Origin of the sequence: Cypionkella sinensis (assembly GCF_042646385.1) — a bacterium.
Classification (GTDB): Bacteria; Pseudomonadota; Alphaproteobacteria; order Rhodobacterales; family Rhodobacteraceae; genus Cypionkella; species Cypionkella sinensis.
Genome location: NZ_JBHRTO010000001.1, coordinates 3056101 through 3078615, shown reverse-complemented (window position 1 = coordinate 3078615; position 22515 = coordinate 3056101). Strand labels below are relative to the sequence as shown.

The 22515-nt window shown below is 61.7% G+C and carries 22 protein-coding genes and 1 riboswitch; of the genes, 2 read left to right on the top strand and 20 right to left on the bottom strand.

The annotated features are described in order from the left end of the window. Positions 1-437: 437 nt before the first annotated feature. The 3 genes from ACFOGH_RS15230 to ACFOGH_RS15220 all read right to left on the bottom strand — a co-directional run bounded on the left by ACFOGH_RS15230 (position 438) and on the right by ACFOGH_RS15220 (position 2682). On the bottom strand, positions 438-1037 hold the full coding sequence (locus ACFOGH_RS15230) for a protein-methionine-sulfoxide reductase heme-binding subunit MsrQ (protein ID WP_380073930.1): 600 nt from the start codon (positions 1035-1037) through the stop codon (positions 438-440). Continuing rightward, positions 1037-1933: a protein-methionine-sulfoxide reductase catalytic subunit MsrP gene (gene msrP / locus ACFOGH_RS15225; RefSeq protein ID WP_380073929.1), complete on the bottom strand. Its 897-nt coding sequence runs from the start codon at positions 1931-1933 to the stop codon at positions 1037-1039. Before msrP ends, ACFOGH_RS15230 begins: the two co-directional genes overlap by 1 nt. Before the next feature lie 317 nt (positions 1934-2250). Then, a complete protein-coding gene (locus tag ACFOGH_RS15220) occupies positions 2251-2682 on the bottom strand; it encodes a MerR family transcriptional regulator (protein ID WP_380073928.1) in 432 nt (143 codons plus the stop codon). 91 nt (positions 2683-2773) lie between these two features. Here ACFOGH_RS15220 and ACFOGH_RS15215 point away from each other — a divergent pair, with 91 nt between their 5' ends. Continuing rightward, on the top strand, positions 2774-4921 hold the full coding sequence (locus tag ACFOGH_RS15215) for a heavy metal translocating P-type ATPase (protein WP_380073927.1): 2148 nt from the start codon (positions 2774-2776) through the stop codon (positions 4919-4921). Positions 4922-5158: 237 nt separating this feature from the next. Here ACFOGH_RS15215 and ACFOGH_RS15210 read toward each other — a convergent pair whose 3' ends face one another. The 3 genes from ACFOGH_RS15210 to ACFOGH_RS15200 all read right to left on the bottom strand — a co-directional run bounded on the left by ACFOGH_RS15210 (position 5159) and on the right by ACFOGH_RS15200 (position 8753). Next, positions 5159-6109 (bottom strand): substrate-binding domain-containing protein, encoded by a 951-nt coding sequence (locus ACFOGH_RS15210; RefSeq protein WP_380073926.1) that lies wholly within the window; start codon positions 6107-6109, stop codon positions 5159-5161. A gap of 66 nt (positions 6110-6175) precedes the next feature. Then, positions 6176-7189 (bottom strand): ABC transporter permease, encoded by a 1014-nt coding sequence (locus ACFOGH_RS15205; protein WP_380073925.1) that lies wholly within the window; start codon positions 7187-7189, stop codon positions 6176-6178. Between the two features lie 13 nt (positions 7190-7202). Beyond that, positions 7203-8753 carry a sugar ABC transporter ATP-binding protein gene (locus ACFOGH_RS15200; protein WP_380074017.1) on the bottom strand — a complete coding sequence of 517 codons (1551 nt, stop codon included), beginning with the start codon at positions 8751-8753 and terminating at the stop codon, positions 7203-7205. A gap of 151 nt (positions 8754-8904) precedes the next feature. Between ACFOGH_RS15200 and ACFOGH_RS15195 the strand changes: the two genes are divergently transcribed. Further along, positions 8905-9921, top strand: a complete 1017-nt coding sequence (locus ACFOGH_RS15195; protein WP_380073924.1) for a LacI family DNA-binding transcriptional regulator — start codon at positions 8905-8907, stop codon at positions 9919-9921. Here ACFOGH_RS15195 and ACFOGH_RS15190 read toward each other — a convergent pair. From ACFOGH_RS15190 to ACFOGH_RS15125, 14 genes are all read right to left on the bottom strand, one after another. Beyond that, a complete protein-coding gene (locus tag ACFOGH_RS15190; protein ID WP_380073923.1) occupies positions 9918-10862 on the bottom strand; it encodes a hypothetical protein in 945 nt (314 codons plus the stop codon). The two genes, ACFOGH_RS15195 and ACFOGH_RS15190, sit on opposite strands and share 4 nt — an antisense overlap. Beyond that, positions 10859-11440, bottom strand: coding sequence for a (d)CMP kinase (locus ACFOGH_RS15185; RefSeq protein WP_380073922.1), 582 nt, complete (start codon positions 11438-11440; stop codon positions 10859-10861). Before ACFOGH_RS15185 ends, ACFOGH_RS15190 begins: the two co-directional genes overlap by 4 nt. Positions 11441-11495: 55 nt before the next feature. Then, positions 11496-12155, bottom strand: coding sequence for a hypothetical protein (locus ACFOGH_RS15180; RefSeq protein ID WP_380073921.1), 660 nt, complete (start codon positions 12153-12155; stop codon positions 11496-11498). Positions 12156-12264: 109 nt separating this feature from the next. Further along, positions 12265-12729: a hypothetical protein gene (locus ACFOGH_RS15175; RefSeq protein WP_380073920.1), complete on the bottom strand. Its 465-nt coding sequence runs from the start codon at positions 12727-12729 to the stop codon at positions 12265-12267. Between the two features lie 105 nt (positions 12730-12834). Then, on the bottom strand, positions 12835-14187 hold the full coding sequence (aroA, locus tag ACFOGH_RS15170; RefSeq protein WP_380073919.1) for a 3-phosphoshikimate 1-carboxyvinyltransferase: 1353 nt from the start codon (positions 14185-14187) through the stop codon (positions 12835-12837). Positions 14188-14556: 369 nt separating this feature from the next. Beyond that, a complete protein-coding gene (gene trmB / locus ACFOGH_RS15165; RefSeq protein WP_380073918.1) occupies positions 14557-15243 on the bottom strand; it encodes a tRNA (guanine(46)-N(7))-methyltransferase TrmB in 687 nt (228 codons plus the stop codon). A gap of 51 nt (positions 15244-15294) precedes the next feature. Next, positions 15295-15759 (bottom strand): preQ(1) synthase, encoded by a 465-nt coding sequence (gene queF, locus ACFOGH_RS15160; RefSeq protein ID WP_380073917.1) that lies wholly within the window; start codon positions 15757-15759, stop codon positions 15295-15297. 108 nt (positions 15760-15867) lie between these two features. Then, complete coding sequence (metK, locus tag ACFOGH_RS15155; RefSeq protein ID WP_380073916.1) at positions 15868-17034, bottom strand: methionine adenosyltransferase; 1167 nt, start codon at positions 17032-17034, stop codon at positions 15868-15870. Between the two features lie 7 nt (positions 17035-17041). Then, a riboswitch (SAM-SAH riboswitch) is annotated at positions 17042-17089 on the bottom strand. Between the two features lie 34 nt (positions 17090-17123). Further along, positions 17124-18587 carry an apolipoprotein N-acyltransferase gene (gene lnt, locus ACFOGH_RS15150; RefSeq protein WP_380073915.1) on the bottom strand — a complete coding sequence of 488 codons (1464 nt, stop codon included), beginning with the start codon at positions 18585-18587 and terminating at the stop codon, positions 17124-17126. A gap of 1 nt (position 18588) precedes the next feature. Continuing rightward, positions 18589-19491 (bottom strand): hemolysin family protein, encoded by a 903-nt coding sequence (locus ACFOGH_RS15145; RefSeq protein ID WP_380073914.1) that lies wholly within the window; start codon positions 19489-19491, stop codon positions 18589-18591. Positions 19492-19528: 37 nt separating this feature from the next. Beyond that, the gene (gene ybeY / locus ACFOGH_RS15140; protein WP_380073913.1) at positions 19529-20029 is read right to left on the bottom strand and encodes an rRNA maturation RNase YbeY; all 501 of its coding nucleotides are present in this window, start codon (positions 20027-20029) and stop codon (positions 19529-19531) included. 181 nt (positions 20030-20210) lie between these two features. Further along, positions 20211-21230 (bottom strand): PhoH family protein, encoded by a 1020-nt coding sequence (locus ACFOGH_RS15135; protein ID WP_380073912.1) that lies wholly within the window; start codon positions 21228-21230, stop codon positions 20211-20213. Between the two features lie 189 nt (positions 21231-21419). Then, positions 21420-21773: a hypothetical protein gene (locus tag ACFOGH_RS15130; protein WP_380073911.1), complete on the bottom strand. Its 354-nt coding sequence runs from the start codon at positions 21771-21773 to the stop codon at positions 21420-21422. A gap of 5 nt (positions 21774-21778) precedes the next feature. Beyond that, on the bottom strand, positions 21779-22300 hold the full coding sequence (locus tag ACFOGH_RS15125; protein WP_380073910.1) for an OmpA family protein: 522 nt from the start codon (positions 22298-22300) through the stop codon (positions 21779-21781). Positions 22301-22515 lie beyond the last annotated feature (215 nt).

Below are 22515 nucleotides of genomic sequence, written 5' to 3'. Positions count from 1 at the left end.
CTTTACCAGGTCATCGGTAGCTCAGCTCTCGCCAAATTCCCTGCTGGTCAGATATGCTACGTATTGCGACGCCGATGCGCCCAAACCGCCCACATATCCCTTCAACTATCATCAATGTCAAAGAGCGATCTTTCGGACAAAATTTCCGACGGGGCGCTAAATCTTAGCGCTTCGTCGAAGGCCTCATCTTCAGATTTTCCGAACCTTTACAACCGCTTGCGCTTCGCTTCAGTCCGTCACCGTCGCTGTTTCGCTTCGGTAAGGCGGTGTTTAGGCAAAGCGTTCGGAAGCCGCAATAGCAAAAAACACATCCACCCCCACTTTTTTACAGATTTGTGAATTTCCTCGTGTTTTGGCGGGGTTGGCGGAAGCATCCTCCGCAAACACCCCTGTTTTGCGCAACTTTCTTACCCCGCATTGCCGCAGCGCAGCACGACTCAGGCAGGTTGCGGCGCTTTTTTCCGCGATTTGAGTCGGCGCGCGATCAAAAGTCCGGCGACGGCGAGAAAATAAAGCGCTGATTCCAGCGTATAGACCTTCCCGATCATCACAAAATGCACTGCCCCCGCCAAAGTCGCCGGGTAAGCCAGCCAATGCAGCCGTTTCCAGCGCGTGGCCCCAAGGCGTTTGATCATCGCGTTGTTCGATGTCACGGCCAGAGGAATCAGCGCCACGAAAGCGAGGAAGCCGACGATGATGAACGGCCGCTTGGTAAGATCGGTCAGAATCTCGGACCAGCGCAGGGCGAGGTCCAACAGCATCCATGTCAGAAAGTGCAGCGTGATGAACATGAAGCCCATCAGGCCCAGCGCGCGGCGGAATTTCAGCAGGTTCACACCATACCAGCGCAGCGGGGTGATGCAGAGGGTGGCGATTAAGATTTGCAGACCGCGGGTGCCCAAATCACGCTCCAACACTTTGGCGGGGTCGGGGGTGGCAAGGGCGGCGTAGATCGTCCAAGCCGCCAGCGCTATGCCAGCTATGTATATAGTATAGGCCGGGATGCGGCGGGCGGTTTGGTTGAGCGTGTTGATCATCAGTAATCTTTCGTCAGATCCTGGCCTGCATACAGGCTAGCCACCTGATCGCCGTATCCGTTGAACTTGAGCGTATCTATCCGGCCCGCAAACAAACCACCCCCGATGCGACGTTCCGAGGCTTGGCTCCAGCGCGGGTGATCGACTTCGGGGTTCACGTTGGCATAGAAGCCGTATTCATTGGCGGCGAGGGTGTTCCACGTCGTTACCGGCTGTTCGGCCACCAGCGATATGCGCACGATCGCCTTGATTGACTTGAAACCATATTTCCACGGCACCACCAGCCGGATCGGCGCACCGTTCTGGTTCGGCATCGGTTTGCCATAGAGACCCGTGGCAAGAATGGTCAGCGGATGCATCGCTTCGTCCAGCCGCAAGCCTTCCCGATAGGGCCAGTCGATCATGCCGCCGGTGATGCCGGGCATTTCATCGGGGCGCACCACGGTTTCAAACGCCACATATTTCGCCTCTGGCTTCACCCCCAGCTTTTGCAGCAGGCCAGACAGTTGCAGGCCTTGCCACGGCACGATCATTGACCAGGCCTCGACGCAACGGAAACGGTAGATGCGTTCTTCGATGGGCTGGCCTGCGATCAGGTCCGCGAGGGAATAGGTGCCGGGGTTATCGACGAGACCGTCTACCGTGACGCTCCACGGGTCAGTCTTCAGCTTGCCCGCGTAGGCGGCGGGGTCGGCCTTGTCGTAGCCGAACTCGTAATAGTTGTTGTAGGTGGTGATGTCCTCGAAACTGTTGGGGGCCTCATCGGTAGAATAGGGACTGCCTGCGAAAGCCGGACGGGCGAGGCCAAGGGCAGCAGCCCCGGCGATCAGAGCGCGGCGGTTCAGAAACAGATGCTGCGGGGTAACGTCGGCGCGGGTATATGGGGCATCAGACATGGCGGGCCTCCTTCATGGATATGGAAGGAAGATGGCTCAGGTTCACGAAAAGACAAAATCATCTGATCTCACATCTGTGACAGGGCCTTGAAATATAGCGCACCGAAAGCGGCTTAGGTGCGAGGGAACGATACTGTTTTTTAAATTCAATATCTTACTGGGGTCGCCTCGCGACTGGTGGGACTTTCTTTATGACGCAGCCTTGGCGTTGTGGGAAAGCTCTAACCTTGAACCGCATTGCCCAGCGCCACATCAGCGATTTCGGTTGCGATTTCTGCGGGCCGCCCACGGAATGTTTCAATGCCAAAGGGCGGCGGCTACTCAACCGGCACCGCGTCATGGTCATGCGCGCATTGACGGTGATCGCCCAAAACCTCGATCACCCGGCAATCGGCAATCGTGCCATGCGCGCATTGGACCAACATGCGCTGCAATTCCTGCTCTAGCGCTTTCAATTGGGTGATGCGTGCCTGCACCGCGCGCAGTTGCGCCTTGGCAATCGCATCGGCGGCAGAGCAGGGCAGATCGGGGCGATCCGACAGGCTAAGCAGATCGCGGATCGCCTCTAGCGGAAAGCCCAAAGTCCGGGCGTGGCGGATAAACGCCAGCCGCTGCCGCGCCACCGGGCCATAAAGCCGCTGATTGCCGCTGCTGCGCTCGGGCGCGGGCAACAGGCCGATCTGTTCATAATAGCGCACCGTCGGCACCTTCACCCCGGTCTCGGCGGCCAATTTTCCGATGGTCAACATAAGATACCTCTTGAACCTATAGGTACTAGAGACATTAGCTATAGGATTGCGGTGCGGCAAGGGCTGCGCAAGATGATGGCAAGAGGCTGAAATGACTGAATTATCCGGCAAGGACTCGCATGAATGGCAGATCACCGGCATGGATTGCGCCGCCTGCGCGCGCAAGATCCAGACGGCGGTGGAACGTCTGCCGGGGGTTAGCGGCGTTGACATCACCCTGCTGAGCGAGCACTTGCGGTTGGATCTTGCGCCGCAAACCACCGCCCCGGCGCAGATTGAGCGCGCGGTGCAAAGCCTTGGCTATCAGATCAGCGCCACAACCACCGCGAAAACGGATGATTATGACAGCCACGGCGACCATGAACCCCATAGCCATGCCGATCTACCCACAGATGTGCGCTGGTATCACACCGCCAAGGCGCGTCTGGTGCTGTTCAGTGGGGTTTTGCTGGCCGCAGCGCAGATCGCGAAATGGACAGTTCTTGCCGATCATGCCGCATGGGGGTTCATCCTTGCCTGTCTGATCGGCCTGCTACCAGTGGCGCGCAAAGCACTGGCAGCGCTGCGCGCGGGGATGCCGTTTACCATTGAAATGCTGATGACCATCGCTGCAACCGGTGCCTTGGTGATAGGTGCCGCCGAAGAGGCCGCATTGGTGGTGTTCCTGTTCGCGGTGGGCGAATTGCTGGAAGGTGTGGCCACCAACATGGCCCGCGACGGTATCCGCGCCCTCGCCAAACTCGTGCCCGCCACCGCTCTGCTAGAGCATGACGGCCACAGCCATGAAGTTGCCGCCGAAACCCTGCGCCCCGGCCAGATCATTCAGGTTCGCCCCGGTGATCGGCTGGCGGTGGATGGCGAGATCATCTCGGGCAGCTCTGGCATCGACGAAAGTGCGGTGACGGGCGAAAGCATCCCGGTGACGAAAGGGCCGGGGGCCGCCGTGCTGGCGGGCACGATCAACACCGAAGCCGTGCTGCGGGTGCGGGTGGCCAAAGCCAGCGCCGACAGCACGCTTGCCCGCATCGCCCAAATGGTCGCCGAAGCCGAAGCCGCACGCGCCCCGACCGAGCGTTTTATCGACCGTTTCAGCCGCTGGTATATGCCCGCCATCGTCGCCGTGGCGCTGCTGGTCGCCCTGTTGCCGCCGCTGGCGATGGGTGCGGATTGGGGCACCTGGACCTATCGCGCGCTGGCGCTGTTGCTGATCGGCTGCCCCTGCGCCTTGGTGATCTCGGTCCCCGCCGCCATCGCCGCGGCACTTTCGACGGGCGCGCGGCATGGCTTGCTGATTAAGGGCGGTGCTGTGATCGAGGCAATGTCCAGCTTGCACACGGTCGCACTCGACAAGACCGGCACGCTGACCGAAGGCCGCCCGGTGGTGACAGATACCCTGCCCGCCGCAGGTATCGCCGCGCAGGATTTGCTGCAATTCGCGGCATCGGTCGAGGCAGGTTCGACACATCCGTTGGCGATGGCGATTGTGGCGCAGGCCAAGGCCGATGCAGTGCCACTGCTGCCCAGCACCGAGGCCCGCGCCTTCCCCGGCAAGGGGGTAGAGGCGATGATCGCCGGCGCGCGGCTGCATGTCGGCGTGGCTGATGCCGCGCTGCCTGCGGTGGCGCAGCTTCAGGCCGAGGGCAAGACGGTGGTGCAAATCACCCGCGACGGTGCGGCGCTGGGTCTGATCGCCCTGCGCGACGAGCCGCGTGCTGAAGCTGCCGAGGCATTGCAGCAGTTGCAGTCGCTGGGTTTGCAGGCGGTGATGCTGACTGGCGACAATCCCGGCGCAGCCAAAGCAGTGGCGACCCGGCTGGGTATCACCGCAGAGGCTGGCCTGCTGCCCGAAGGCAAGATCGCCGCCATTCAAAAGCTGGCAGCGGCGGGCGGCGTGATGATGGTCGGCGATGGCATCAACGATGCCCCCGCTTTGCGTCAGGCCAATGTGGGGGTGGCGATGGGGGCGGGCACCGATGTGGCGCTGGAAACCGCTGACGCCGCGATCCTGCGCAACAAACTCACCGACCTGCCTGCGATGATCCGGCTCTCCCGCGCCGCGATGACCAACGTGCGGCAAAACGTAGTGATCGCTTTGGGCCTGAAAGCGGTGTTTCTGGTAACAACCGTGCTGGGCCTTACCGGCCTCTGGATCGCCGTGCTGGCCGACACCGGGGCGACCGTGCTGGTGACGCTGAACGCAATGCGGCTCTTGGCGCGGGATCCGAGGAAGCAAGCCTAAGGATGCTGGCAAGCGCCTAAAACCACTCTCCACCGGCACGGACTTGATCCGAGGCGATGTCGGAAATGGGTGAATGTCCGCGCATTTTACGCATGAAAGCTGAACAACCACCACAGGGCAGCGCCCTTGATTCCGCGCGGTGGGTGGTTTGTTTGTCAGGCGTGAAGGGCGCGCGCGTAAATGGGAAACGCCTGCCCAAATCAATGGGCAGGCGCATTTCAGCCGTTCCGAACAGCCTTAGAACGGCGAGTCGGGGAAGTAGTAGGCGGCGGCGTTGTCTTTGGTGATCAGCGTCGCATCGACGGTGAAGGTGCCGCGCATCGGCACTTGGGCATAAAGGCCCGCGACCGTCATCTCCAGCGCCGTGCCAACCATGGCCGGCGGATACAGCACGTCAACTGGGATCATCTTGTCGCCATCCATGACCTTCTTGATCATGTCTTTCGACCCGGCCCCTGCCACGACATACTGAATGTCGGTGCGGCCTGCTTGCTCGATCGCCTGCAACACGCCAACGGCCATGTCATCGTCCTGGCACCAGACCACGTCGATTTTCGGGAACTTGGTCAGATAGTCCTGCATGACTTTGAAAGCGTCATCGCGGTTCCAGTTGCCGAACTGACGGTCCAGCACCTTGACGTTCGAGCCTTCGATTGCCTTGTCAAAGCCATCCTGGCGGGTCTGATCAATCGGGATCGGCAGACCGCGGATCACCACAACTTCGGCGTCCGGGGTGGTGGTCTTGATGTAGTTGCCTGCGGTTTCGCCCAAGGCATAGTTGTTCCCGGCGATATAGAGATCACGCACGGAATCGTCGTTCACCGAGGGCGCGCGGTCGACGATTGCCACGAAGGTGCCCTTAGATTTGATCTCTTTGATCGAGTTGACCAGCGGATCGGGATCGCTCGGCAGGATGACCAGCGCGTCGATGCCTTGGGTCTCAAGGTCTTGCAGCGCGTTGGCCTGAGACGCGGCATCGGGCGAGGTCTTGACGATGATGTTCAGCCCCGGATGCTGCGCCATCAGGCTTTCGGCCACACGGTTGGCATGGAACACCACACCCGAAGTCCAGCCATGGTCAGCAGCCGGGATCGAGACGCCGACGGTATAGTTCTTGTCCTGAGCAAAGCTGGCGGTGGTCAGCGCCAGTGTCGCGACGGTCGCAAGCTTCAATAGTCCTTTACGCATTTTATTCCTCCCTTTGGTTGGGTCTGGCAGTGAATGACCGGGCGACCCACGCTCCGGCCAGTTATTTCAGGATTTCCGCACCAAAGACCGCTGCACCAGCATGGCGATGATGATGATCGCGCCTTGAATGGCCCCGATCAGGTATTCGGAAATGAAATTCGACAGCAGCATGATGTTGCCCACCAGTTCGAGGATGAAGGCACCGCAGATCGTGCCCCAAACCCGGCTGGCACCACCCTTCAGCGCGGTGCCGCCGATCACCACGGCGGTGATTGCCTGCAACTCCCACAAAATCCCGGTGGTGGCCGAAGTCGATCCCAGACGCGGCACATACAGCACCACCGCGATGGCTACACACAGGCCCTGGATCACAAAGGCCCAAGTGCGCACCCGGTCCACCTTGATGCCGGAATAGCGCGCGACATGGGCGTTCGAGCCCACGGCCACCACATGCCGACCATAGCGCATCCGATACAGGATGAACGCCGCAATAGAGGTCACGACCAGCACCACGATAATCGGCACAGGCACGCCCAGAATCACCCCGAAATAGGCCGGGCGATACAGGTCTTGCTGTTCCGCCGATTGCAGGGTGATCGCGCCACCTTGGGAAAGCCACGTCGTCAGCCCGCGATAGATCCCCATCGTGCCAAGGGTGGCGATAAACGGTTCGATCTTGCCCACCGTTGTGATCAAGCCATTAGCAAGACCGCACAAACCGCCCACCACCAAGGCCAGCACTATCGCCGCCGCAATCATCATGCCGGGGTCAGCAATCGCGCCGGAATTCATGAACAAGATCATCAGGCTGGCAACAAATGCCACCATAGACCCCACCGACAAATCCAGATCGCCCGAGGAAATCACAAAGGTCGCCCCCACCGCGATCAGCGCGATAAAGGCGCTGCGGGTGGCGACATTGGCCAGATTGTTAAAGCCGATGAAATTCGGGTTCACCAGCGCGCCCAGCAACAGCAGCAGCGCCAGCGCCACAAATGGAGCCACCGCGCGCAGATCAACATCCTGCCAGCGCCGCTTCGGCTCAACCTGATCTTCGCCTGCCTGGCTCTTGGTCGTCATCCCATCCCCCATCTTACGCCACCGCCTTCTGCTTCAAGCCCGCCGAATAGCGCATGATTTCCTGCTCGTTGATCTCGTCGCCTTCCAGCACGCCAACGATCCGCCCCGCGCGCATCACCACGATCCGAGTGCAAAGCCCGATGATCTCCGGCATCTCGGAAGACACCACGATCACCGAACAGCCCTCGCGCGCCAGCGCCGCGATGAAATGGTAAATCTGTTGCTTGGTGCCCACGTCGATACCGCGCGTCGGCTCGTCGATGATCAGGATTTTCGGCGTGATCTCCATCACCTTGGCCAGCAGCAGCTTTTGCTGATTGCCGCCCGACATCCGCCCCGCCACCACTCCGGCATCGCGCACCCGGATGTCAAAACGCCGCCGCGCCCGCGCCAGCGCCTTCTTCTCGCTCGCAGGGCTGAGATAGCCCCAACGGCCATGCTGATCCAAAGATTGCAGCGTCAGATTGCTGGTCATATCCGACCCCAGCAACAGGCCCTTGGATTTGCGATCCTTGGTCATATAGGCCAGACCCGCCAGTTTGGTGGCTTGCACATCACCGGGCGGCATCGCCTGATCGCCCACCCGCACCTCACCCGACAGACGCGGATAAAGCCCGGCAATCGCCTCCATCAACTCAGTGCGACCCGAGCCGATCATACCGGAAAAGCCCAGAATCTCACCCCGGCGCAGATCGAAATGCGCGTCCTTCACATGCGCCGTATTCACGCCCACCACCGACAGCACTCGAGTCTCATCGACATTAGGCTCGGCCTTTTGCGGATACAGGCTGGAAAGTTCGCGCCCGACCATCAGTTGCGCAATCGATTCGCCATCCAGCAATGCCGTCGGCGCGGTTTTTACCCATTGGCCATCGCGCAACACCGTCACCCGGTCGGTCAGTTCGGTGACTTCATCCAGCTTGTGCGACACGAACACAAAGCTGGTGCCCTGATCGCGCAGTTTGCGCACCTGTTTGAAAAGCGCCTCGGTCTCGTCGCGCGACAGCACGGCGGTTGGCTCGTCCATGAACACGATGCGTGCGTCGCGGCTGATCGCCTTGGCAATCTCGACCATCTGCTTATCGGCCACGGTCAGGCTGGAAATCTGCGCGGTCTCCGATATTTTCGACCCGAGCATATCCAGCACGCGCCGGGTTTCGCGCCGCATGAACTTGCGGTCGAGCACACCAAGCCGCGCAACCTCGCGGCCCAGAAACAGGCTTTCGGTGACGGTCAGATGTTCCGCAAGGTTGAATTCCTGATGGATCACCACGATGCCCAGCGCCTCTGCCGCGCCATTTGGGGGCAGCCTGACAGGCTTACCGTCCAGCAGGATCTCTCCCGAGGTCGGCTGTTCAAACCCCGACAGAATCTTCACCAGCGTCGATTTCCCCGCGCCGTTCTCGCCCATCAGCGCGTGAATTTCGCCGCGCTTCAGGTTGAAATCCACGCTGAACAGCACCTGCACTCCGTTAAAGGATTTGCTGACGCGCTGCGCAGACAGCACGATGTCATCACGCTTTGTCGCGCCGATGTCACCACCGGCCACGGCCCCTGACTCCATGATTTCCCCCTCGCGGCTCCTCTCCGCCTCATAGGTGTAAACCTTTGCATTTTTCATGTAAAGGTTTACATTCACGGCATCACGCATCTGCTTTGCACCCGGCGCGCGGCCCCTGTAGGGTCTGGCGCAGCAACCAAAGGCCAGTCCTCCCGTGTCAAATGCGCCCGCTACCATCGAAGATGTCGCTCGTATCGCCGAGGTTTCGATTGCCACGGTCTCGCGCGCGATCCATCTGCCCGAAAAGGTCGCGCAATCGACGCGGCTGAAGGTCAATCAGGCGATTGCGCTGACAGGATACACTCCCAACGCCATGGCGCGCAGTCTGCGCTTGGGTAAATCCAACATGATTCTGGTGGTCGCCCCCGATATTGGCGACCCGAACTTTTCCAGCATTCTGGTGGGGCTAGAGAACGAGGCCCGCGCGCATGGCTATGGCGTGTTGATCGGCCATACCCAGAACGACGCCCAGCGCGGCATCGAGTATCTGAAGTTTTTCAGCTCAAATCAGGCGGCGGGGATGATTCTGTTCACCGGCATCCTGCCTTTTGGCCATCAATCTATGACGGCCCGCCTGCCGCCCACGGTGGGGGTGTTTGAACCCGTTTTCAACGGTGGGATTCCCTATGTTGGCGTCGATGACATCGAGGGCGCGCGCAAGGCGGTGGAATTGCTGATCGCCGAAGGACACCGCAAGATCGCCTTCATCGGCGAGAATCGCAACCGTCTGGCCTATGCCCGCCGCCGTCTGGGCTGCGAGGCAGGCTTGGACGCCGCAGGCATCCCGGCCAGCAGTCGAATCGTGATGGACGGTGACGGCACCATCGAAAGCGGACGCTTGGCGGTGGATCAGCTTTTCCTGCGCGACACCCTGCCCACCGCCTTCATGTGCGTGAACGACCAGACCGCCATCGGCGTGATGCTGGGCCTGACCGCGCGCGGCTATGATGTGCCACGCGATTTTTCGGTGACGGGGTTTGACGACGTGCCGCAGGCCAGCTTCATGCAGCCTTCCCTCACCACCATCCGCCAACCGCGCGGCCTGATCGGCAAACACGCGATGACCCTGCTGTTGCAGCTTTTGTCCGATACTGACCCCGCCGAAACCGAGATTCTGCTGCGCCCCGATCTGGTGGTGCGCAATTCCGTCGGCCCACCGCCCCGGCGCTAACACAAGCCCAACCGCGCCGCGTCAAACCCGGCCTCGGCAAAGATCGCCAGCAACCGCGCCTCGAAGTTGTCGGCCTGCACATCCAGACAGTTCAGCCCGAAATACCAATACAGCGCCCGCGCATAATCTGGCGGATTGTCCAACGCCCGCGCCAGCGCGCTGCCAAATTCCCCCGGTTCCAGCGCCGTCTGCACCAGCGCCGCAAAATCCGATTTCCCGAACAACACGGCAGGCTTGCCGTGCAAGAACCCCTCCAGCGCTGTCGCCGAATTGATTGAAACCGTGGCACTGCATGCCGCCAGAATGTCATGCACATTGGCATCTGTTTCAATCGGGTCAAACCCCTTCGCCCGCACTTTCGCGATGATCTCGGCCCCCAGCTCTGGCTTCAGCGGATGCGGCTTTACCAGCACCGGACGCCCCCCGGCCCCAGCGCAAACCGCCTCGAGCATCGCCGCAAAGCTGCAATAGGCCTGTCCGTTCCGCTGCGGCGCTGGCCCCTGCAAAAATACAGCCAGCGCGCCCTGAGGCAGATCGCGGCCAGCCCGCTCCTGCTTGTAACGCGAGCGTCTCGGCAGCACGAACCGCCGCTGCAACGCAGCCAGATAATCCGCCGCCGCCGCACCATCCACCGCCGCCGGATCATATAGCAATCCACCAATCCGGCTCGCCGCTTGTATCCCCACTGGATCGACATGGATAAACCCGTCCAGATAGGCCGTCGCCGCGTTCAGCACACCCGGCCTTTGCCCCGCTCCATTCTCGACGATGTGCAAATCGCCATCCTCGCGCCAAGCAGACTTGTCAAAGCCTTCGACCAGATCAACCGCCCCGCGCCGCGCCAGCACGCAATCACGGATCTGCGCATAAAACAAAGGCTTGCCCGACGCCAACCGCGCAAGCAGATGCGCGGGCAGATGCAGCACCACGCGTGCTGTCACAGCCGCGCCTCAACCAGCGCCACCGCCGCCGCCACCGCCGCCTCAATCGCCATCGCCGAAGTATCCAGCACCACCGCATCCACCGCAGGCCGCAGCGGAGCCTCGGCCCGCCCCATATCCCGCGCATCGCGCTCGATCACCTCGGCCAGCACCCGCGCCGCATCGCCGCCGACCTCCAGCCACCGCCGATGCGCGCGTACTTCCGCGCTGGCGGTGACGTAAATCTTCACCTCGGCCTCTGGGCAGATCACCGTGCCAATGTCACGACCATCCAGCACCGCCCCACCCTCAGCCCGCGCAAACCGGCGCTGGAAATCGACCAAAGCCGCCCGCACTTCCGGGATCACCGCCACCCGGCTCGCCGCCTGCCCCGCAGCCATCGACCGCAAATCATCGCGCTGCAAATCCGCCGCGCGCAGCCCCCGCGCCGCTGCCACCGGATCACCGCCCAGCGCACCCACCGCCCGATACAAAAGCCCGGTATCCAGATGCGCAAAGCCAAACCGTGCCGCCAAGGCCCGCCCGATCGTGCCCTTGCCCGCCGCCGCAGGCCCATCAATGGCCACTGTAAACTGCATGGTCATCCTCTGCGCTCAAATATCCTAGGGGTCTGAGGGGGCTAGCCCCCTCATCTTAGCTGTCCAGCTTGCGCGGCGCTTCCGGCGGATAGGCATAGGCGTTCGACACAATCATGCCGCCCTGCTCCAGCACATCACCCACGGCATCGTCTTCCTCAAACTGGAACTCATAGGCGTCAAACGGAAAGGCCTTGGCATCGACCAACCCTTCCAGCGACAGAATCACGATGCCCTCGGCCTCGAAATCTTCTACCAACTGCTGCAAAGCATCGGCTGCCGTCTCGGCCTTGATCACCGCAAGCTGGTAATGCCCGCCATACTCACCCTCGTCCTCATCCGCCCATTCCATATCGAAGGCGTCGATACACACCGCATAGACCCCCGAGGCCACGCCATCGGTTTCATCCGGCTCAAACGGATGCGATTCCGAGACGCAAATCTCACCCGAGCCCTGCGCGGTTTCCGCCATCCCGTCGATGTCGATCTCAAATGGCAGGATTTCATCGTCAAACGCCTCAACTGCACCAGCGTGCAGCACGCGGTCCAGTCGCAAACCATTGACGGCGATTGAGTTGGCCAGTGTCGCCAAGGCTTCGGACAAATCCTCGGCGGTCAGCACAAAGAACCGCGCCTCGCCGCCATATTCCGCCCCATCCGGCATGTTGGCCTGACCTTCGGCGTCAAAAACCTCAACCGCCGCGTAATACGTTCCCATCCGATGCCCTTCCATCCCGCACATGCGCTTTCCGCCTCTATACGCCGACCACAGCCCAAGCGCCACCAGACCAATGCCCGCGTAGGGTGCGTGATTTCACGCACCACCCCTAACGCGCAGCGGGCCGCAACCGCCAAAGCCCCCACAGCGCCAAGATCACCGCAAGGCCAAGTGCTAGAAACTTGCAGCCCGTCAGCATCGCAACCGTGTAAATCTCTCCCGGTTCGCTGATCCCCTGCACAAGCAAGCCCGAAACTGCCCCATTCTCCAACAGGTCAAATCCGGCATAGGCCAGCGCTGGCGCACACCACAGCCAGCGCCGCCGCCAGACCGGCAGCATCAGGGTCGCGGCCAGCGCCAACAGCAGCACGGTATCGGCTTGGTGCAGCGGACCCAGATAGGTCGCCTTGGCAGCAGGCGACAGTCCGGCCAGATAGGCCCGCCCATCTTCAAACCCGTAAAAATGCAGATCAAATGGCGGCAGGTCGCCGACATAAACCAGCGCCGCGTAGTGGTGCCAAATGCCATAAGCCAACGCTGCGGTGATCGGCAAAGCCCAGTAAATCACCCGCATCCGACCCTCCCCACGCCGCGCCGGACATGATCCGGGGCCTCGACCAACCTAAGCCCTCGCCTTCGCTGAAGCAAAAGCGGTCCCGCGTTGGAACCTCGCCAGATCCTACTGCCCGCCAGCCCGCAAAGTGGCCCCCAGACCCGTCATCAACCCCTCAAAAATCGGGAAAGAGGTCACGATGGGCGAGGCATCATCGACCGAAACCGGGGCCTTCGCGGCCATCCCCAACACAAGGAAAGACATCGCGATCCGGTGGTCAATATGGGTGGCGCAGGTCGCCCCACCGGGTACGCCGCCCGCGCCCATCCCATGCACGATCAAGGTGTCCTCATCCTCCTCGATCTTCACCCCGCAAGCCTCAAGGCCACGCGCCATGGCGTCGATCCGGTCAGATTCCTTGACCCGCAGTTCCTTCACCCCGCGCATGACTGTCTTGCCCGTCGAACAGGCCGCCACCACGGAAAGGATCGGATATTCATCAATCATCGACGGCGCGCGTTCCGGCGGCACCTCAATACCCTTCATATTGTCGCTGAACCGCACACGCAGGTCCGCCACCGGCTCGCCGCCTTCGGTGCGGGGGTTCTGGAATTCAATATCGGCGCCCATCTCGACCAGCGTCAGATAGAGGCCATTGCGGGTCAGGTTCTGCGAAACCCCCGGCACGAAGATATCCGAACCTTCCACCACCAGTGCCGCGCAAACCGGAAACGCCGCCGAAGACGGATCGCGCGGCACCGCAACGGTCTGCGGGCGCAGTTCCGGCTGCCCGGTCAAGGTGATGACATTGCCTTCGCTGGTCTTCTCAACAGTCAGTTGCGCACCAAAGCCCAGCAGCATCCGCTCAGAATGATCCCGCGTCGGCTCGCGTTCAATCACCACCGTCTGCCCCGGCGCGTTCAACCCTGCCAGCAGCACCGCCGATTTCACCTGCGCCGAAGCGACCGGCAAAGCGTAGCGCACCGGCACCGGGTTGGCCGCCCCTACCACCGTCATCGGCAACCGCCCGCCCTTGCGCCCATAGGCCTGAGTGCCGAACAGGCTGAGCGGGTCCGTCACCCGCCCCATCGGACGCTTGCGCAAGGACGCATCGCCCGTGAAGGTCGCTGTCATCGGCGTGGTCGCCATCGTCCCCATGATCAACCGCACCCCGGTGCCTGAGTTGCCACAATCAATCACATCGGCAGGCTCTTGAAAGCCGCCCACGCCGACGCCATTCACCGACCAAGCCCCCGGTCCGTGCTGCACCACCGTCGCGCCAAACGCCCGCATCGCCTTCGCGGTGTCCAGCACATCCTGCCCTTCCAACAGCCCGGTGATCTTGGTCTCACCCACTGCCATCGCCCCGAAAATCAGCGCGCGATGGCTGATCGACTTGTCACCCGGAACAGAAGCCGTGCCTTTCAGCGGCCCGGATTTGCTGGCGGTCATCGGTTGGGCGGTGGCATGGGCGGACATCGCGGTCTCCTGCAAGCGAGTTTGCACGCTGATAGCGCAAGCAAAGGCCGGGGTCCACGGTTGACCTGAAAAGGGCTGCGCGCTTGGCCCCCATCGAGGGGGCCGCGCACGCAGCTGCCGCTGCACCGTTCTGCTGGCATTCCGTCTTTTGGAAACGGCGCGAGGTCAGCCTGAAACGTATTCCCAACTGGGAATGACTTGTGCTTTTTATGGAATTTAGGGCTAAATTCCACAATATGTTGTGGCTGTATCGGTATAGGCGTTATTTGGGTTACTCTTCAGCGGTGAGTTACCCCTGCTTTTACCGTCAAACCCATGCCCCTGCTGCGCAGCAGAAGCCTCTGGCGCGGAGCGCATTTGCCCGCTGTGTCAGGCGTTGCGCCGGAAGGTCAGGTAATGCGGCGGGCGGCCTTCGCGCAGGGCTTTTTGCTCGTAGCGAGTCGAGATCCAGTCTGACCACGGCTGATCGCCCTGATCCAACAGGGTGAAGCCAGCCTGCGGGACTTCTTCCAGCGTTTGGCGCACATAATCGGGGATGTCGGTGGCGACACGGAATTCGGCACCGGGCTGCAACACCCGCGCGAGGCCCGCGAGATAATCTGGGGTGACGAAGCGGCGACGGTGGTGGCGCGCTTTCGGCCACGGGTCGGGATAGTTCAGGAAGGCTTTGGCAATGCTGGCTGCGGGCAACACGTCGAACAGATCGCGCACATCGCCCGGATGGATCGCAAGGTTCTCTACCCCCGCCGCGCGAATCTTGCCCAGCAACATCGCGATGCCGTTCACGAAAGGCTCGCAACCGATGATGCCGATCTCGGGATAGGTGGCGGCCATATGCACCAGATGCTCACCGCCGCCAAAGCCGATTTCGAGCCACAGCGGCTTGCCGCCAAAGCGCGTCAGATCAATGGGTGCGCGGTCAGGGTTCTCATCGCGGACAACACCCGGCAAACTCAGACGGCCAAGGTCTTCCTCGAGATAGGTCTTCTGGCTGGCGCGCAGGGTTTTGCCATGCACGCGGCCGTAGAAATTGCGGCGTTCGACTGGATCATACATGGCCTGCCCCCGGTGGTTCTGTGGGCCTCTAGCCTTGCTTTGGGGCTTGCGTCAACCCCGGCCCCGATAGGGCGCCACACCCTGATCGGGCAGCCAAACGCCTTCGGGCGGCGCGCCTGTCTGCCAGAACACATCAATCGGGATACCGCCACGCGGGAACCAATAGGCACCGATGCGCAGCAAGACCGGATCCAACAGCGCCACCAGACGCTTGCCAATATCCAGCGTGCAATCTTCGTGGAACGCGCCGTGATTGCGAAAGCTGTGCAGGTAAAGCTTCAGCGATTTGCTTTCCACCAGCCAATCGCGCGGCACGTAGTCGATGACGATATGGGCAAAATCGGGTTGGCCTGTCATCGGGCACAGCGAGGTGAACTCGGGCGCGGTGAAGCGCACGCAATAAAGCGTGCCTGCATGGCCCGCTGGCACTTTCTCCAGCACAGCCTGATCCGGGCTTGCGGGCAAAGTGGTGGCCGCGCCCAGTTGCGTCAGGCCCGAGACATCCGTGTGCGTCATCACATCCCCCTATGCAAGCGGCGGCACTTGCGCACCGCCGCTGCAAACTTCCGTGGCAACGCGGCCGAGAGGCGGCTCGATGCCGCCCGAGGCCGCGCCTGTTTCAGGTTAGACCGCCGCTTTCAGCGCGTCGATCAGATCGGTTTTCTCCCACGAGAAACCGCCATCGGCTTCCGGCGCGCGGCCAAAGTGACCATAGGCCGAGGTGCGGGCATAGATCGGTTTGGTCAGGTTCAGATGCTCGCGGATACCGCGGGGCGTCAGATCCATGCAGGACGCGACGGCCCGTTCGATCACGTCATCCGGCACGGTGCCGGTGCCGTGGGTGTCGACATAGATCGACTGCGGCTCTGCCACGCCAATCGCGTAAGACACCTGCAAGGTGCAGCGGTCGGCAAGGCCTGCGGCCACGACGTTCTTCGACAGATAACGCGCGGCGTAGGCTGCCGAGCGGTCAACCTTGGTCGGATCCTTGCCCGAGAAAGCGCCGCCACCATGCGGGGCCGCGCCCCCGTAGGTGTCCACAATGATCTTGCGGCCCGTCAGGCCTGCGTCACCATCCGGCCCGCCGATCACAAAAGTGCCCGTCGGGTTGACGTGCCAGACGGTTGCCGGGGTCAGCCATTCTTCCGGCAGAATCTCGCGGATATAGGGTTCGACAATCGCGCGGATATCAGCAGAGGATTGCTTTTTGTTGTTGTGCTGGTGCGACAACACGATCGAGGTGACTTCGACCGGCTTGCCATCGACATAGCGCAGCGAAAGCTGGCTTTTGGCATCCGGGCCCAGCGTCGGCTCGGCACCAGATTTGCGCGCTTCGGCCAGTCGTTTCAGGATGGCGTGCGCATATTGGATCGGGGCCGGCATCAGCTCGGGCGTCTCGCGGCAGGCATAGCCGAACATGATGCCTTGGTCGCCCGCGCCGTCTTTGTCCACGCCCTGCGCGATATGCGCCGACTGCTCGTGCAGATAGTTGTGAACCTTGACCTTTTCCCAATGGAACTTTTTCTGCTCGTAGCCGATGTCCTTGACACAGGCGCGCACGATGTCTTCCACGCGCTCGACCATGTCGGCGGTCTTTTTCTCGCTCGACAGGCCGACTTCGCCGCCCACAACCACGCGGTTGGTGGTTGCAAAGGTCTCACACGCCACGCGCGCGTTGGGCTCTTCGGTCAGGAAAGAATCGAGGATGGCATCCGACACCCGATCGCAAAGCTTGTCCGGGTGGCCCTCGGACACGGATTCCGAGGTGAAAATATAGTTCTGGCGGCTCATGGGGAAGTGCTCCGTTGGGTTATCGCCGCACGCCAGGAAGCCGTTGTGCGGGTTTTATCCAGCCCCTTAGACTCAAGCCGTCGAAAAGGTCAAGCGAACCTGCGTTTCCAAGGCTGCAACAGTGCCGCAGCGAGTCCGGCCAGCAACACCAGCAGGGGCCACTCGCCAAAGCGGGCATAGGGGGTGATCGGCAAGGCGGCGGGCAGCGCGGCATCCAGATAACTGGCGATTCCGAACGGCAGGCTGGCGGTGATGCGACCGCGCGCGTCATAGACCGCCGTCACGCCGGTATTGGCCACCCGCACCAAGGGCAGGCCCTGTTCGATGGCACGCAGGCGGGCTTGGGCTGCGTGCTGGAACGGGCCTGTCAGAGTGCCAAACCACGCATCATTGGTGATTTGCAGCAGCCAATCGGCGCGCTCGGTGCCACGCAAGTCTTGCGGAAACACCGCCTCATAGCAGATCAGCGGCAGAGCGCGGCCCAATTTTGGGCCAAAATCCAGCAGGTGCGGCCCCGGTCCGGCCATATAGCCGTTGCCCATCTGCGACGCGAAGGCCGAGATATTCGCCCACTGAAACAACGCATCGCCAAATGGGATATATTCGCCAAACGGCACCAGATGGTGCTTGTCATAGGTGGCCCCGGTCATGCCATCGGGCTCGATCACCGCAAGCGTGTTCCACGCCTTGTCGCCTTCCACCCGCTGCATCCCAATGGCGACCGGAGCACCATTGCCCGCGCTGGCGATCATGCCGCCGATCTCGGGGTGACGGTCGAGCAGATAGGGCAACGCGGTTTCCGGCCAGATCACCAGATCAGGCGTGGGCTTGGCAGCGGTCAAACTCAGCAAGCGGTCGAAAAACTGATTGGCCAAAGCCGGATCCCATTTCGCCTGTTGCTCGGCGTTGGGCTGCACCAGCCGCAAAGTCACCGCGCGGTCGGCAGGCATCGGCTGTGCCAAAGTCCACGCGCCAAATCCCCAAGCCGCCGCAAGCACGGCAACCGCCCCCACCACGGGCAAAGGCCGACGCAGCGCCAAACCTGCGGCCAGCAAGGCGGTCAGCAGCGACAACCCACTCGGCCCGACGTAAGCTGCCAGTTGTGCGACGGGTGTGTCGATCCAGATATGGCCGATCAGCGCCCAAGGGAATCCAGTCAACACATAGCTGCGCAGCAGGTCCGACACCGCCAGCGCCAACGCGAACCCTAGCGTGGCATTGCGACTATAACGGCTCAGCCAGCCAGCCAGCGCCCAGAACAGCGCCATGCCGAACGCCATCAACACCAGCGCAAACGGGGCCATCCAGCCATCGCGCGCGGCATCGACCATGAACGGCTGCACGATCCAATTCAGCGCCGCGCCGAAATAGCCCGCCCCCGCGAACCACGAAAGCCAGACCGGCGCCGCGCCGCGCCCGATCCAGCCACACAGGACGGCCAAAGCGGGCAAAGCCAGATACCACGCGCCGAGCGGCGCCTGCCCAGAGGCGACAGCAACACCCAGCCCAGTCGCCAGCGCGGCCACGCGCCAACCCGGCCAGCCCCAACGCATCCTAAGCCTCGGCCTCTGTCGCGGCAGGCGTCACTGCACCGGGCAAGCGCACCCGCAACCGCTTGATCCGGCGCGGATCGGCGTCCAACACCTCAAACTCTGCCCCGGATTCATGCGGCACGATCTCACCGCGCACCGGCACCCGGCCCGTGCGCAGAAACACCAACCCGCCGAGCGTGTCGATATCCTCGTCATCCTCGCCATTACGCAGGGTCAGGCCAATCGCCGACTCGAACTCATCCAGCGGCACGGTGGATTGCGCCACGAACACGCCCGGAGATTCCTCTTTCCAGAGCGCGCCTTCAACCTCGTCATGCTCGTCCTCAATCTCACCGATCACGGTTTCGATCAGGTCTTCGATGGTCACAAGCCCATCGACGCCGCCATATTCGTCAATCACCAGCGCCATATGCACCCGGTCGCGCTGCATCTTCTGCAACAGCGTGCCCGCGGGCATCGACGGCGGCGCAAACAGCACCGGGCGGAGCAATTTCTTCAACGAGAACCGCCCCGAAGCACCAAAGCCGTGCTGCAAGGCCAAGTCTTTCAGCAACACCAATCCCTGCGGATGATCCAGCGTGCCCTTGTAGACCGGCAAGCGGCTGAAGCCATGCTGACGGAATGCCTCGACCAGATCATCCTTGCCGATATCCAGCGGCACGGCGGCAATCTCAACCTTTGGAATGGCGACATCATCGACCCGCAAACGCCGCAGGTTGCTCAACCCCAGACCACCACCCTGCGCGGGGGTCAGCGCTGCGGCTTCTTCATCGCCTTCACTGCTGTCGGTTGAGTTGAAGGCAGACAACAGCCGCCCAAAGAATCCACGTGGCGAGGCCTCGGCCTCATCGGCATCCTCGCGCGCCCTTGGCGCTGCGGATAACCCGTCGTTGCTACTGCCCATTGGTCCTTGTTCCAAAACGCCCCGAAAGGCCGATAGGTTAGTATGGGTCAGAAAGCCCAAGACGCGCAAGTATCCGCACCTCGGTGGCCTCCATCAGATCACCGTCGCCTGCGTGAATGTGATCATAGCCCAGCAAATGCAACAGCCCATGCACCACCAGATGCGTGACATGATTGGCCATAGGCTTGCCCGCCTCGGCGGCCTCTGCCGCACAAGTGTCATAGGAAATTGCAATGTCGCCCAAGGATTCGGGATCATCCGCATCCCCCGGTTCCGGCAGATCGGGCACTTCACCCTCGGCCGCGCCGCGCTCCTCTGACGGCCAACTCAGCACATTGGTCGGCTTGGCCTTGCCGCGAAAATCGCCGTTCAGTTCCAGAATCCGCGCGTCATCGCAGCCCATCAGACACAGCGTAAATCCCACTTCCGGCAAGCCGAGCTCGGCAAAGGCAGCGCGCACAGCAGGTGTGGCCACAGCCTCCAGCCCGAAATCCGCCCAGCGGTCATCCTCGATGACAATATCAACAAGTGGTTCCATGCCGCCCAATAGCGCAATGCCCCTGCTGCCTCAAGCTTTCACATTGGCCCAAATACTCTGGGGGAAGGGTTTGGCTTGCCAAACCCTTGGGGGCTAGCCCCCACCCGCGCGTCAGCGCTGAAGAAGGCTTGCGCGGCACGCGCGCAATCCGATCACGTGCCGCAGCCTGTTCAAGCTCGGTTCAGCCCTGCGCCTCGTCCCGCTCATAGGCTTCGATCACGCGGGCGACCAACGGATGCCGCACCACATCTTTCGACGAGAAGTAGTTGAAGGTCACACCCTTGACGCCCTTCAAGATCCGCTCGGCATCGGCAAGGCCCGAGGCGGTGCCGCGCGGCAGATCGACCTGGGTGCGGTCGCCGGTGATCACCATGCGCGAACCCTCACCCAGACGGGTCAGGAACATCTTCATCTGCATGGTAGTGGCGTTCTGCGCCTCATCCAGCACCACAAAGGCGTTCGACAAAGTCCGCCCGCGCATGAAGGCCAGCGGCGCAATCTCGATCCGCTTTTCTTCCGTCAGCTTCTGAATCTGCTTGGCGGGTAGGAAGTCATTCAGCGCATCGTAAAGCGGCTGCATATAGGGGTCGATCTTTTCCTTCATATCGCCGGGCAGAAAGCCCAGACGCTCGCCCGCCTCAACCGCCGGACGCGACAGGATGATCTTTTCAACCGCGCCCGAGATCAGCATGGTCACACCCACCGCCACCGCGAGATAGGTTTTGCCGGTGCCCGCAGGCCCGATGCCAAAGCCCATCTCATTGGCGAACAGGTTCTTCACATATTCCTTCTGCGCCTCGGTGCGCGGCTCGATCGGCTTTTTGCGGGTGCGCAATTCGATGCCACCGCCGCCGGTGAACATCTCGATCTGCTCCGATCCTTCCAGCTTGGTATCCGGCATTGGCCGCCCCATCCGTATCGCGCCGTCAATATCGCCCGCGACAACGCTGCGCCCTTGCTCAAGCCGCGCATACAGACCGCGCAGCACAGCCGCCGCTTGTTCGCGCGCAACCTTGTCACCTATCACCGACAGGCGGTTGCCCCGCCGCAGCACATGCACCCCCATCTGATGCTCGACCTGTGCCAGATTACGGTCAAACTCGCCGCAAAGGCTGATCAGCAGCCGGTTATCGGGAAATTCGAGGACAGTCTCGACAATATCCTCGGAACGGGTCGGGGGCGTTAGCGCGCTGATGCCCAAAGGGATCTCCTTGCGGTTCAGGTGACGTCTAGATGTAGTGTAGGCGCGCCAAATACTCTGGCAAGAACAACCTGCTTGTTCTTGTTATCAAAGTGATGACAGCGACATGTTTGCGCAAGAAGCAGGCGATAAAAAAAGACCACGGAAATTTCCGTGGTCTTTTGCTTGATTTCACAGTGCAAGCGCAGATCAGTTGCGGCGCGCGGGCACATAATCGCGGATCGGCGCCGACGAGGTCTGGTAGTTGCCCAGAACCGTGCCCGGCGGGTAGTGATTGTTGCAGACCGGCAGGCCCGACACCGGGTCATACCGGCGGCCCGAGTAGCCTTCGACACCATCGTCGATGATCCAGCCTTGGCAGCCATCGGGGTCATAAGCGATGGCGGCTTCGCCTTCGATCAGCCCAGTGCTGTCACGACCGGAATCCTTGGCGGTTGCGATCACCGTGTTCGGTCCGGCGGTGTAAGGGGTCAGACCGTCCACGCAAGCGCTGAGGCTGAGTGCGGCGAAGGCCAGAAGCGGGAAAACTGTAATTTTGGACATGTTCATCACCACTTATAGCAGACGACTTCGACGCGGCGGTTTTGCTGCATCCCCTCGGCGGTCGCGTTGGTCGCGCGCGGCTGACGCTCGCCATAGCCGATCTCACGATCCACCATGGCCCCGACCGAGCGCGCCACGGCAGCAACCGACGCGGCACGGCGCTGCGACAGTTTGATGTTGTATTCATCCGATGCACGGCTGTCGGTGTGGCCATAGATTGCATAGCCAAACGCACCGGCGTTCTGGAAGAAATCGGTCAGATAGCGGCGCCCGTAAGCCGTCAGCTTGGCGCTGTCGGTGGCAAACAGCGTGTCGGTGTTCTGCACCAGACAGGTGTTGCGCTTCAGGCAAACCGGCTTGCCGGTCTTGGGGTTCACGCGGTCCAGCATATAGCCTTCGACACCGCCGTCTGCCCACCAGTGCATACAGCCGTCGTCATCAACCCAGACGCCCCATTCGATCTTGCCAGCGACCTGCGGCGCGGTCTGCGCCATCGCCCCACTTGCCATCATCAGGCCGGCAGCCATTGCCGCGCCCCCGATTGCCATTCTCACTGCTCTGGAAAAACGCTCCACTGTGGCAGCTCCCCTTCAACCATGTCGGAATTCACATATTTATGATCGCAGGTTTGCCGAGGCCGTCTTGTGAAGTAAAGCAAAATCTATGGGTTTGTGGCTTTTTCAAGACTAATTGTTGCGTGTTCGTCTATAATTCTGCCAGTTCAAAAGCTTTGCTGACGCAA